Source organism: Brachybacterium nesterenkovii, assembly GCF_900163655.1.
GTDB classification, from domain to species: Bacteria; Actinomycetota; Actinomycetes; order Actinomycetales; family Dermabacteraceae; genus Brachybacterium; species Brachybacterium nesterenkovii.
Genome location: NZ_FWFG01000054.1, coordinates 19,145 through 31,473, shown reverse-complemented (window position 1 = coordinate 31,473; position 12,329 = coordinate 19,145). Strand labels below are relative to the sequence as shown.

The window sequence follows — 12,329 nt, the reverse complement described above, 5'->3', positions numbered from 1 at the left end:
GCGGTGCCCCGCGCCCCGGCAACAACCCGTTCGCGACCAGCCAGGGCATGCCCCGCCCCGGCCAGCGTCGTCAGGGCGGTCCCGGCGGTGCCCCGCGCCCCGGCAACAACCCGTTCGCGACCAGCCAGGGCATGCCCCGGCCCGGCGCTCCCCGTCCGCAGCAGCGCGACGGCCAGGGCGGCGCGGCGGGCTCGACGCGCGAGGGCGCCCCGCGCCCCGGCGGCGCGCCCCGTCCGGGCGGCCGTCCGGGCATGCCCACGCCCGGCGTCATGCGCCAGCACGCCCACGGCGGCATCCAGGATGCCCGTCAGGGCGGTCGCGGCGGCGCTCCCGGTCGCCCGGGCGGCGGCGGCCGCGGCGGTCGTCCCGGTGGCGCGCCCGGCGGCGGCCCCGGTGCCGGCGGCGGCTTCCCCGGCGGCGGTCGCCCCGGCGGCGGCGGTCGCGGCGGTCGCGGCGGCACCCAGGGCGCCTTCGGCCGGGGCGGCAAGCCCGCCCGCTCGCGCAAGTCGAAGCGCGCGAAGCGCCAGGAGTTCGAGCAGATGCAGGCGCCGGCTCCGGGCGGCGTCTCGATCCCGCGCGGCGACGGCTCCACCCCGATCCGTCTGCGCCGCGGCGCGTCGCTGACGGACTTCGCGGACCGCATCGACGTCAACCCCGCATCGCTCATCACCGTCCTCTTCGCGATGGGCGAGATGGCCACGGCCACGCAGTCCCTCGACGAGGACACGTTCCACCTGCTCGGCGAGGAGCTCGGCTACAAGATCGAGATCGTCTCGCCGGAGGACGAGGAGCGCGAGCTGCTCGAGCAGTTCGACATCGACCTCGATGCCGAGCTCGAGGGCGAGAGCGACGAGGAGCGCATGCCGCGCCCGCCGGTCGTCACGGTCATGGGCCACGTCGACCACGGCAAGACCCGATTGCTGGACACGATCCGCAACGCCCACGTCCAGGCGGGCGAGGCCGGCGGCATCACCCAGCACATCGGCGCCTACCAGGTGACGGTGGACCATCAGGACGACGACGGCGAGACCGTCCAGCGGCCGATCACGTTCATCGACACCCCGGGCCACGAGGCGTTCACCGCCATGCGAGCCCGCGGCGCCGACGTCACCGACATCGCGATCCTCGTGGTCGCGGCCGATGACGGCGTCATGCCGCAGACCGTCGAGGCGCTCAACCACGCCCAGGCGGCGAACGTGCCGATCGTGGTCGCGGTCAACAAGATCGACAAGCCGGAGGCGAATCCGCAGAAGATCCGCCAGCAGCTCACCGAGTTCAACCTGGTGGCCGAGGAGTACGGCGGCGACACGATGTTCGTGGACGTCTCCGCCCGCGAGAACCTGCACATCGACGACCTCCTCGAGGCCGTGCTGCTGACCGCGGACGCCGCGCTGGACCTGCGCGCCAACCCCGACAAGGACGCGCGCGGCGTCGCGATCGAGGCCAACCTCGACCGCGGCCGCGGCCCCGTCGCGACCGTGCTGGTCCAGCAGGGCACGCTCCACGTCGGCGACGCGATCGTCTGCGGCACCGGCCACGGCCGCGTCCGCGCGATGCTGGACGAGCACGGCGCCCCGATGCAGGAGGCGGGCCCGTCCCGCCCCGTGCAGGTGCTGGGCCTGACCTCGGTCCCCGGGGCCGGCGACTCGTTCCTGGTGGCCCAGGATGAGCGCACCGCGCGCCAGATCGCCGAGAAGCGCGAGGCCGCCAAGCGCGCCGCGGCGCTGTCCCGCTCCCGCAAGCGGATCAGCCTCGAGGACATCACCAAGCACATGGCCGACGGCAAGGTCGAGACGCTCAACCTCATCCTCAAGGGCGATGCGGCCGGTTCGGTCGAGGCGCTCGAGGAGGCGCTGCTGGGCATCGAGATCGACGACCAGGTGCAGCTGCGGATCATCGACCGCGGCGTCGGCGCCATCACGATGAACAACATCAACCTGGCCATGGCCTCGGATGCGATCATCGTCGGCTTCAACGTGCGCGCCGAGGGCCAGAACGCGGAGTACGCCGACCGCGAGGGCGTGGAGATCAAGTACTACTCGGTGATCTACCGCGCCATCGAGGAGGTCGAGGCCGCGCTGAGGGGCATGCTCAAGCCGGAGTACGAGGAGGTCGACACGGGCTCGGCGGAGATCCGCGAGATCTTCCGCAGCTCGAAGTTCGGCAACATCGCCGGTTCGATCGTGCGCAGCGGCGAGATCCGTCGCGGCGCCAAGGCGCGCATCACGCGCCAGGGCGTCGTCATCACGGAGAACCTCGAGATCGCCGGCCTGCGCCGCTTCAAGGACGACGTGACCGAGGTCCGCGAGGGCTTCGAGTGTGGCATCAACCTGGGGCGCTTCAACGACCTCCAGGTCGATGACGTCATCACGACGTACGAGATGCGCGAGAAGCCCCGCGAGACGAAGTGACGCGAGCGCCGGGTGCGGGCGGCGTCCCCGCCTCGCACCCGGCGCCCCTCATCGGCGCCCCGGCCCTGCGGCCGGGGCGTCCGTCGTCCTGGATCCGTGCCCGCCGCGGACGCCGCGGGCCGGATACCCTGCCCGCCACCCCTGCATGAGAACGGAGCGGTGATGAACGTCGAGTCCGCGCAGGACCCGCCTGTGCAGGACCTGCCCGCGCAGGATCTGTCCGAGCAGGGGCTGCCTGAGCAGCGCCTGCTCATGCTGCGGGCGCCCTCGGCCAACCGCGTCTACGCCGCCGCGTCCGCGCCGCTCGCCCTGCGCGAGGCCGAGCGCGTGCTGGGCGCCCACCTGGGCGTCCCCGTCACCGCGCGCGTCCGCGAGATCGCCGGGGTCGAGCACCTCGAGCTGTGCGGACGGGCGCCGCGCGACGCGATGGTGCGCGTGGCCTCGACGCTGTCCTCGGCGATGGCGCTGTTCGCCCCTGTGGACCTCGCCGGCCGCGAGCTGCTCGAGCCGGTCGCCCTGGCCGACGTCTGCCGCCACCCGAGCGATCTCGAGACCACGCTGCGCTACCCGGGCAAGACGAACGAGCAGTTCACGGCGCTGCTGATCAACCTCGCGAGCGCCGCGAGCGAGCGCCGCGCCGGCCTGCTCGACGGGTCCCTGGCGCTGCTGGACCCGATGTGCGGGCGAGGGACCACGCTCTCGCGCGCCCTGCGCCTCGGGCTCAGCCCCGTCGGCGCCGACGTCGACAAGGCCGACCATGATGCCTATCGCGCCTTCCTCACCACCTGGATGCGCACGCACCGTCTCAAGCACACGAGCGCATCGACCCGCCTGACGGTCGACGGCCGGGTGCTCGGCTCCCGCTTCGACGCCGAGCTGGCCCGGGACAAGGCCGCGCAGCGGGCGGGGGAGGTCCAGACGCTGTCGCTGCTGCGCTGCGATGCCGGAGAGCTCGCCCGCGTCCTCGGCCGCGGCCGCACCGACGTGATCGTCACCGACCTGCCCTACGGCGTCCAGCACGGCTCCCACGGCCCCGACTCCCTCGACCGCTCGCCGCTCGCCGCCCTCAGCCGGGTCCTCCCCGTCTGGCGGGAGCTGCTGCGGCGCGACGGGGCGATGGCGCTCGCGATCAACCGCCGCACCGCCCCCTTCGACCAGGCCGTCGCCCGTCTCGCGGACGCCGGCTTCACGACGGTCAGCGCCGACGGCGAGTTCCGCCACCGCGTCGACCAGTCCATCGACCGCGACGTCCTCGTCGCGGTCCGCACCGACCACCCCCGCGCCGCCGAGCTGCGCGAGGAATCCGAGCGCGCCGCGGCGCGTCCGTCTGAGAGGATCGCCCCATGAGCGACAACCCCCGTGCCCGCCGCCTCGCGGACCGCATCAAGGAGATCGTCGCCACGACGATCGACACCCGCGTGAAGGACCCCCGCCTGGGCTTCGTGACGATCACCGACGTGCGCGTGAGCGGCGACCTGCAGCACGCGACCGCCTTCTACACCGTCTTCGGCGACGAGGAGGAGCGCGCGGGGACCGCCGCGGCGCTGCGCTCGGCGACCGGGATGCTGCGCCGGGAGGTCGGCCGCCAGACCGGTGTGCGGCTGACCCCGACGCTCGAGTTCATCGCCGACGCCCTCCCGGAGAACGCCAAGACCATCGAGGACCTCCTCGTCGAGGCCCGCCACCGAGACGCCGAGCTCGCGCGCTCGAAGGAGGGCGCCGCCTACGCGGGCGAGGCCGATCCGTACCGCGCGCCCCGCGAGGACGACGCTGACGATGACGCCGATGCGGCCGTCGAGGACGCGGCAGCCGGCACCGCCGTCGAGGACGCGTCCGCCGACGGCGCCGACGCGCGCGAGACCGAGCAGGCGTGACCGCACCCGCCGGGCCCCACGGGATCGTCCTCGTCGACAAGCCCGCGGGGTGGACCAGCCACGACGTCGTCGGCCGCTGCCGGCGCCTGCTGGGCACCAAGAAGGTAGGCCACGCCGGTACGCTCGACCCCATGGCCACCGGTCTGCTGATCCTCGGCGCCGGCCAGGGCACGCGCCTGCTGACCCACCTGGTGGGCCTGGGCAAGACCTACAGCGCCACCATCCGGCTGGGGCAGGCCACGACCACCGATGACGCCGAGGGCGAGGCGCTCGGCGAGGCCACCGCGGCCACGGGCCTGACCGACGAGCAGCTCGAGGCGGCGCTCGACGCCCTGCGCGGCGACATCGCGCAGGTCCCCAGCGCGGTCAGCGCGATCAAGGTCGACGGCCAGCGGGCCTACGCGCGCGTCCGGGCGGGCGAGGACGTGCAGCTTGACGCGCGCCCCGTCACGATCTCCCGCTTCGATGTCCTCGCCCGGCGCGAGGACGGGCCGTTCTGCGACCTCGACGTGGTCGTCGACTGCTCCTCGGGCACCTACATCCGGGCCCTCGCGCGGGACCTCGGCGCAGTCCTGGGCGTCGGCGGCCACCTCACGGCGCTGCGGCGCACGCACATCGGCCCGTTCTCCGTCGAGGAGGCCGCGACCGTGCCGCCGCGCGGGCACGACGACGTCTCCCTGCCGCTCCAGGGACTCGGCGAGGCCGCGGGCCGGACGCTGCCGACGCTCGTGCTCGACGAGGCCGCCGCGACGGATCTGGGCCACGGCAAGCGCCCCCGCGTTCCCGCGGTGGTCACCAGGATGGGCGCCGCCGGGATCGGTGCCGGTGCCGATGCGCTCGTCGCGGCGCTGGACGGCGAGGGCCGGCTCGTGGCCGTGGCCGCCGTCGAGCAGTCCGGGCACCTGCGCCCCGTCCTCGTGATCCCGCCCGGCGCCCGCACGTGAGCCCCCGCGGCGTCCGAGGCGGTCGCGGCGTCTGAGCCCGCGCCGCACGACGGAGCCCCCGTTGTACGACGGAAAAACCGCCGCAGCACGACGGAAGAACCGCCGCAGCACGACGGAGCCCCCGTCCGGTGAGCAGTCCACCGGACGGGGGCTCCGTGGCGCGGTCGCCGGGTCGTGCCCCGGCGGCTGGCGGGCGCCTCAGTAGTGCACGACCACCGTGTCGCCCATCTCGGCCCAGTCCCACAGCCACTTGGCGTCCTTGACCCGCATGTTCACGCAGCCGTGCGAGCCGGAGTAGCCGAAGGACTTGCGCCAGGGGGCGCCGTGGAAGGCGATGTTCTCGTTGAAGTACTGCACCCAGGGGACGTCCTTCGTGTAGTAGTAGTCCGGATCGTCCTCGGAGACGCCGCGCGTCCCGTTGGTCATGTCCTGCTTCTCGGTGCGGTGCCAGATCTTGTAGGTGCCCGGGGTCGTCTTGCCGTCCTTGCCGTCGACGATCTTGACGGGGCCGTACACGGGCGTCTCGCCCTCATAGGCGGTAACGGTCTTGTTCGTCAGGTCGACGTCGATCCACTTCTCGCCCGTCGGCGCGGCGGGGTCCGTCGACTCCGCGGACGGGGCGGCCTCCGCCGTCGGCGCCTTGGCCTTGGTGACGGTCGCCGCCAGCGGCGTCGTCTCGAACCTCGCGTCCACGGCCGTGCCCTCGGTCAGGCCCTGGGAGAGCTGCTGGAAGACCGCGTCGGCATTGGAGACCTCGGCGCCGTCCTTCTTCTCGCTGAGGACCTTCACCGTGGCGCCCGTGGCGTCGACCTGCTCGATGCCGTTCTGGGGCTCGGTCCCGGCCTTCTCCGCCTTGCCGGAGACCCACTCGGACACGGCCTCGCCGTCCGCGGTGAGCGCGAAGCCGTCGTTCGCCTCGTTCGGGCCGACCCGCAGCCACGAGCTGCGGGTCTTCTTCGAGACCTCGAAGACGGTGCCGTCGGGGGCGGTGACCTGCATCGGCTGATCGAGCGAGGCGGTGATGCGATCGAGCGCGCTCTGCGCCATCTCGTCGGTCAGCGCCGGCTGCGTCTCGGCGATCGGCTGGTCGATCGCGAAGGACTCGAGGGCGGGCGCCTGCTTCTCCACCGCATCGGCGAAGGCGGCGGAGTCGATGCCCTGCCCGGCGTGGCCCGGCACCATGCTCCAGGCCTCGTCCTTCTCGTCGTAGACCACCTGGGCGTCCGCGGGGGCGGTGCGATCGTCGGGGACGAGGGAGGCCGCGTAGGCGGCGGTCGCGGCGCGGTCCACGGACACGACGGGCTGCACGGGGCGCTCCCCGTCAAGGGTCGAGCGGAGGACGGAGACGACGTCCTCGTCATGCGAGGCGGCCTGCGCGGCGGTCGCATCGGCATCGACGCTCACGCCGAGATCGGCGAGGGAGGCCTCGCGCGTCTGATCGCCCGCGGTGACGGTGACCTGCACGGACTCGGCGCGATCGGCGACGAGCTGCCGGATCTGGTCGGCCGACTTCCCGGCGACGTCCTGGCCCAGGACCGTCGTGCCCGGGAGGGCCTTCCCGTCGTACTGCTGGGCGTAGGCGAAGGAGCCGCCGACCAGCACGAGCGCGAGCGCGGTCACGAGGGCGCCGAGGACGAGGAGCGCGCGGCGCCCGCGACGGGCGCCTCCGGCCTCGGGGGCGGCGGGATCGATCACGTTCGACATGAGGGAGCTCTGCTTTCCCGGGGGGCCTCGGACGACGCCTCCGGGAGGAGAGCGCCAGGGGTACCTCCCCGTGGCCACCGTGCCCCTCCAGGCTACCGGAGGGGTGATCGCCTGCCCAGGAAGCCCGGCCCCGATCGGGTCACAGCGGCGCGTCGGCGCTACAGTGTCCCTGCCCCTCACCGCCGCACCCGCGCGCGGACCGCCGGACTGGAAGGCCCCGAACCGCCGTGACTGCCGCGCCCGTCTGGAGGAGCCTGCCGGAGGTGCCCCGCGATCTGGGGCCCACCGCGGTGACCATCGGCAACTTCGACGGCGTCCACCGCGGCCACGCCGCGATCCTCGAGCAGCTGACCGAGGCCGCCGCCGAGCGCTCGCTGGCGCCCGTCGCCCTCACCTTCTGGCCCCACCCGCGCCACGTGTGCGTCGCACCGGGCGAGCCCATGCTGGTGACCGGCCGCGACGCGCGCGACGCCCTCCTGGCCGACCCGCGGCACGGACTCGCCGGGGTGCTCGACCTCGAGTTCACCCTCGACTTCGCCCAGCACTCGGCCGAGGACTTCGTGCGGATCTTCCTCGTCGAGGGCCTGGGCATGCGCTGCATCGTGATGGGGGCGGACTCGCTGTTCGGGCGGGGGAATGAGGGCGACATCTCCACGATGCGGGAGCTGGGGGAGCGGTACGGCTTCGAAGTCATCGAGGCCCGCGTGCTCGGGGCCCCCGGGGACGCCCCTGAGCCCGCCGTCGACGACGCCCCCGCCCGCGTCTCCTCGAGCGCCGTCCGCGACGCGATCGAGAGAGGGGACATGGCCGCGGCCGCCCGGATGCTCGGGCGTCCCCACTTCGTCTCCGACGTCGTCCATCACGGCTTCAAGCGCGGGCGCGAGATGGGGTTCCCGACGGCGAACCTCGGCCGCGCGCCCGACGGCATGGTCCCGTGCGACGGCGTGTACGCCGGCTATCTCACGGTGATCGAGCAGATCGCCGAGCATGCGGACCAGCCCGCGCTCGATCGGGCTCCCGCCACCATCTCGATCGGCACCAACCCGACGTTCGCCGCCGAGGGGGAGCGCGCCCCGCGCATGGTCGAGGCTTACGTCCATGGGCGCACGGACCTGGACCTGTACGGGGACACCGTGCTGCTCGAGTTCGTGGACCGGCAGCGGCCCACCCTGCGCTTCGACGGCGTCGACGCCCTGGTGGAGCAGATGAACGAGGACAAGCGTGTGACCCGCCGCACGCTGGCCGCCGACCCCCTCGGCCTGCACCTGCCCGGCTGATAACCTGGGCGAGCCGTCCATATCGGCCGCGGAGAGCACGCGCTTCTGCTTCGCAGAGACCGCACCCCCGCAGCGCCCTCGGCGCACGCATCGCCCCCAGATCCCGACGCTCATGCGAGCGAGATCCCTGGGGACGCGCGCGCCGACGCAGCGCCGCGGGAGCCGCTCGACCCAGAGAGCCCGGGAGAACCAGCCCCGGTGCGCCGCGCAACGACTGAAGGAGAAGCCAGTGGCCTTCGATACCGCTACCAAGCAGGACATCATCAAGGAGTACGGGACGCACGAGGGCGACACCGGTTCGCCAGAGGTCCAGATCGCGCTCCTGACCCACCGCATCATCTACCTGACCGAGCACCTCAAGGAGCACAAGCACGACCACCACACCCGTCGTGGTCTGATGCTGCTCGTCGGTCAGCGCCGCCGCCTGCTGAAGTACCTGCAGGCCGTCGACATCGAGCGCTACCGTTCGCTGATCCAGCGACTCGGCATCCGCCGCTGATCATCGCCGCCGCTCGTCCCCTCGGGGGCGGGCGGCGGTTCGGCGTCCGCCCCGGATGAGGGAGGGCGCGCCGCCCGCACCCGCGGACGCGGCACCGCAGAGAATAGGCCCCCGCCGGATCCGGCTCGGTCCTCGGCATTGGCCCGCGGAGCTCCTCGAGACGAGGGGACGCCGCAGGCGACTGGCGAAGATCGCGTCGCACCGCGAGGGCGCAGACCCACCGCAAGGAGAACCCCATGGCCATGGAAGGCCCTGAGATCACCGCGACCACCGCCGTCATCGACAACGGCTCCTACGGCAAGCGCGAGGTGCGCTTCGAGACCGGGCGCCTCGCCCGGCAGGCCGCCGGCGCCGTCGTCGTCTACCTCGACGAGGACACCATGGTGCTCTCGGCGACCGCCGTGTCGAACAAGCCCAAGGACCAGTTCGACTTCTTCCCGCTCACCGTCGACGTCGAGGAGCGCATGTACGCCGCGGGCCGCATCCCCGGCTCGTTCTTCCGTCGCGAGGGCCGCCCCGGCACCGATGCCATCCTGGCCTGCCGCCTCACCGACCGCCCGCTGCGCCCCGCCTTCGTCAAGGGCCTGCGCAACGAGGTCCAGGTCGTCCTGACCGTCATGGCGATGGACCCCGATGACGCCTATGACGTCGTGGGCATCAACGGCGCGTCCGCGTCGACCCAGATCTCCGGCCTGCCCTTCTCCGGCCCGATCGGCGGCGTCCGCGTCGCGCTCATGCCCAACGCCCAGGGCGGCCAGTGGGTCGCGTTCCCGACCTTCAGCCAGCTCGACGAGGCCGTCTTCTCGATGGTCGTCGCCGGCCGCATCGTGGGCGACGACGTCGCGATCATGATGGTCGAGGCCGAGGCCACCGACAACGCCTGGACCCTCATCAAGGAGCAGGGCGCGATCGCCCCGACCGAGGAGATCGTGGCCGAGGGCCTCGAGGCCTCCAAGGTCTTCATCCGCTCGCTGTGCGAGGCGCAGGCCGAGCTCGCCGCCAAGGCCGCCAAGCCCGTCCGCGAGTTCCCGCTGTTCCTGGACTTCCAGGACGACGCCTACGACATCGTCGCCGAGGTCGCCACCGAGCGCCTCGCCGAGGTCATGTCGATCGCGGGCAAGCAGGAGCGCGAGGAGCGCACCGAGGCTCTGCTGGCCGAGGTCAAGGCCGAGCTGGCCGAGCGCCTCGAGGGCCGCGAGAAGGAGATCTCGGGCGCCTTCCGCGCGCTGACCAAGAAGGTCGTGCGCCAGCGCGTCCTGTCCGAGGGCGTCCGCATCGACGGCCGCGGCCTCAAGGACATCCGCCAGCTCTCCGCCGAGGTCGAGGTCCTGCCCCGCGTCCACGGCTCGGCGCTGTTCGAGCGCGGCGAGACCCAGATCCTGGGCGTCACCACGCTGAACATGCTCAAGATGGAGCAGCAGATCGACTCGCTGTCGCCCGTCACGCACAAGCGCTACGTGCACCACTACAACTTCCCGCCGTTCTCCACCGGCGAGACCGGCCGCGTGGGCTCGCCCAAGCGTCGCGAGATCGGCCACGGCATGCTCGCCGAGCGAGCCCTCGTGCCGGTGCTCCCCAGCCGCGAGGAGTTCCCCTACGCGATCCGCCAGGTGTCCGAGGCGCTCGGCTCCAACGGCTCGACCTCGATGGGCTCCGTCTGCGCCTCCACGCTCTCGCTGCTGAACGCCGGCGTGCCGCTGAAGGCGCCGGTCGCGGGCATCGCGATGGGCCTCATCTCCGACACCGTCGACGGTGAGACCCGCTACGCGACCCTCACCGACATCCTCGGTGCCGAGGACGCCTTCGGCGACATGGACTTCAAGGTCGCCGGCACCTCCGAGTTCGTCACCGCGATCCAGCTGGACACCAAGCTCGATGGCATCCCCGCCTCGGTGCTCGCCGGTGCGCTGACCCAGGCCCGCGAGGCGCGCCTGCACATCCTCGGCGTGCTCAACGACGCGATCGACGAGCCCGACGAGATGAGCCCGAACGCCCCGCGCGTCCTCGCGGTCACCATCCCCGTCGACAAGATCGGCGCTGTCATCGGCCCCAAGGGCCAGATGATCAACCAGATCCAGGACGACACCGGCGCCCAGATCACCATCGAGGACGACGGCACCGTCTACATCGGCGCGACCGACGGCACCTCCGCCGAGGCGGCCCGCAGCGCGATCAACGCGATCGCCAACCCGATGGTCCCCGAGGTCGGAGAGCGCTACATGGGCACCGTCGTGCGCGTGGTCGACTTCGGCGCGTTCATCTCGCTCACCCCGGGCAAGGACGGTCTGCTCCACGTGACGCAGCTGCGCAAGCTCAACGATGGCAAGCGCGTCGAGAGCGCCGAGGCCGTCATCGCCGTGGGCCAGAAGGTCGAGGTCGAGATCCGCGAGATCGATGCCCGCGGCAAGATCTCGCTGGCCGTCGTCGAGGACGAGAAGACCGAGTCCGCGGACGCCGAGGCGCCTGCGGCCGAGTGATCCTGCGCCGTGCGCGCCCCTGACCGGAGCGCGGGCGGCAGGCAGTGCTGAGGGCGGCATCCCCATCCGGGGGTGCCGTCCTCGCGCATGTCCGGGCCGGTCGCAACGGCTAGGGTCGGCTCATGGAGCACCAGCCCCATTCCTCTCCGCTGCAGCGGGGCCGTCACGCCAGCGTGCCGCGGTGCCCGGGGCCGATGCCGACGGGCCGTCGGCATCGGGCGCGTCTGCTCGCGATCGGCGCCGGCATCGCCCTGTCCCTCAGCGGCTGCGTGAGCGCGGAAGCCTCGCGCCTGGCCGCGCAGATGGCGCAGGAGGTCGAGCAGGCAGCCGGCATCGCCGAGGCCACGGGCGAGGCGAGCACCGGTGCGGAGTTCGAGTCCTCCATCACGGTGACCGCGACGACCGACCCCGGCATCGGGCCGGGGGAGCTCGCACCCGTGACCGACGCCTGGCGCTCCGCGCTCGCGGACCCCGAGGCGCGCGAGCACTCCACGAGCCTGACGGTCGAGGGCATCGACGGCGGGCGCACCCTGCAGCTCACGGCGCTGCCGGAGGAGGCGGACACGACCCGGATGCTCGAGGCCTGGGATATGACGGGCTTCACGCGCCTGGCGGTCGAGCACCGAGGGCTGGGCGACGGCGGCCACCGCTTCACCGCCCACTTCTCCCAGGAGGTCGCGGACCCCGCCGCGGTGGATGCGGCCGAAGCCGCCCGCTGGGGCGGGGACGCACGGTTCGGGAGCGGCGAGGTCGTGGGGGAGCCCCGGCTGGAGACGGCGGACGGGGAGGACCACTCCGGACGGGTCGTGCTGGGAGGCGATCGGGACGCGGACGCGGTCCGCGCATGGCAGGCGGTCCTCGGGGCCGCCCGCGGCCACGACGGGGAGCCGATGACATCGACGGCCACCGTGTGGGAGGAGGGCGGCGCGGTCATGGCGCAGATCCACGTCTCCGAGCGCCGCGGTGGAGGGACGCCGACGCCCTCGCCGGGCGCCGCCGTCCCCGAGCGCGTGACGGGCCTGTGCGACGACGCCCACGACGCGGTCGCCGATGCCGTCGATCGGCGCGGCTACGCCGTCGAGTGCTCCTGGGAGGGGGAACGCGTGCTCGAGGAGTCGGGCCCCTGAGCATCGCGCCCGCGAT

General features: G+C 73.1%; 9 protein-coding genes. 8 read left to right on the top strand and 1 reads right to left on the bottom strand.

What is annotated here, in order from left to right:
* The 4 genes from infB to truB form a co-directional block, all read left to right on the top strand.
* Nucleotides 1-2,411: translation initiation factor IF-2 (gene infB / locus FM110_RS06320; RefSeq protein WP_087103708.1), on the top strand; the 2,411-nt coding region annotated here is incomplete at its 5' end.
* Between the two features lie 162 nt (nucleotides 2,412-2,573).
* Nucleotides 2,574-3,758, top strand: coding sequence for a TRM11 family SAM-dependent methyltransferase (locus FM110_RS06315; protein ID WP_087103700.1), 1,185 nt, complete (start codon nucleotides 2,574-2,576; stop codon nucleotides 3,756-3,758).
* Entirely contained in the window at nucleotides 3,755-4,285 is a 531-nt protein-coding gene (gene rbfA, locus FM110_RS06310; protein ID WP_087103698.1) for a 30S ribosome-binding factor RbfA, read from the top strand. Before FM110_RS06315 ends, rbfA begins: the two co-directional genes overlap by 4 nt.
* Nucleotides 4,282-5,229 carry a tRNA pseudouridine(55) synthase TruB gene (gene truB / locus FM110_RS06305; protein ID WP_234991961.1) on the top strand — a complete coding sequence of 316 codons (948 nt, stop codon included), beginning with the start codon at nucleotides 4,282-4,284 and terminating at the stop codon, nucleotides 5,227-5,229. Before rbfA ends, truB begins: the two co-directional genes overlap by 4 nt.
* A 198-nt stretch (nucleotides 5,230-5,427) precedes the next feature.
* Here the strand turns inward: truB and FM110_RS06300 are convergent, their stop codons facing one another.
* Complete coding sequence (locus tag FM110_RS06300) at nucleotides 5,428-6,933, bottom strand: L,D-transpeptidase (protein WP_087103696.1); 1,506 nt, start codon at nucleotides 6,931-6,933, stop codon at nucleotides 5,428-5,430.
* Nucleotides 6,934-7,196: 263 nt separating this feature from the next.
* Here FM110_RS06300 and ribF point away from each other — a divergent pair, with 263 nt between their 5' ends.
* The 4 genes from ribF (at nucleotide 7,197) to FM110_RS06280 (ending at nucleotide 12,313) form a co-directional block, all read left to right on the top strand.
* The gene (gene ribF / locus FM110_RS06295; protein ID WP_234991960.1) at nucleotides 7,197-8,210 is read left to right on the top strand and encodes a bifunctional riboflavin kinase/FMN adenylyltransferase; all 1,014 of its coding nucleotides are present in this window, start codon (nucleotides 7,197-7,199) and stop codon (nucleotides 8,208-8,210) included.
* Between the two features lie 229 nt (nucleotides 8,211-8,439).
* Nucleotides 8,440-8,709 carry a 30S ribosomal protein S15 gene (gene rpsO, locus FM110_RS06290; RefSeq protein WP_087103693.1) on the top strand — a complete coding sequence of 90 codons (270 nt, stop codon included), beginning with the start codon at nucleotides 8,440-8,442 and terminating at the stop codon, nucleotides 8,707-8,709.
* A gap of 242 nt (nucleotides 8,710-8,951) precedes the next feature.
* On the top strand, nucleotides 8,952-11,186 hold the full coding sequence (locus FM110_RS06285; RefSeq protein WP_159457995.1) for a polyribonucleotide nucleotidyltransferase: 2,235 nt from the start codon (nucleotides 8,952-8,954) through the stop codon (nucleotides 11,184-11,186).
* Between the two features lie 122 nt (nucleotides 11,187-11,308).
* Nucleotides 11,309-12,313, top strand: coding sequence for a hypothetical protein (locus FM110_RS06280; RefSeq protein WP_143276289.1), 1,005 nt, complete (start codon nucleotides 11,309-11,311; stop codon nucleotides 12,311-12,313).
* Nucleotides 12,314-12,329: the final 16 nt, after the last annotated feature.

Coding starts and splice junctions, on each gene's coding strand:
- FM110_RS06315 (WP_087103700.1), top strand. CDS start 2,574: ATGAACGTCGAGTCCGCGCAGGACCCGCCTGTGCAGGACCTGCCCGCG.
- rbfA (WP_087103698.1), top strand. CDS start 3,755: ATGAGCGACAACCCCCGTGCCCGCCGCCTCGCGGACCGCATCAAGGAG.
- FM110_RS06300 (WP_087103696.1), bottom strand. CDS start 6,933: ATGTCGAACGTGATCGATCCCGCCGCCCCCGAGGCCGGAGGCGCCCGT.
- FM110_RS06285 (WP_159457995.1), top strand. CDS start 8,952: ATGGAAGGCCCTGAGATCACCGCGACCACCGCCGTCATCGACAACGGC.
- FM110_RS06280 (WP_143276289.1), top strand. CDS start 11,309: ATGGAGCACCAGCCCCATTCCTCTCCGCTGCAGCGGGGCCGTCACGCC.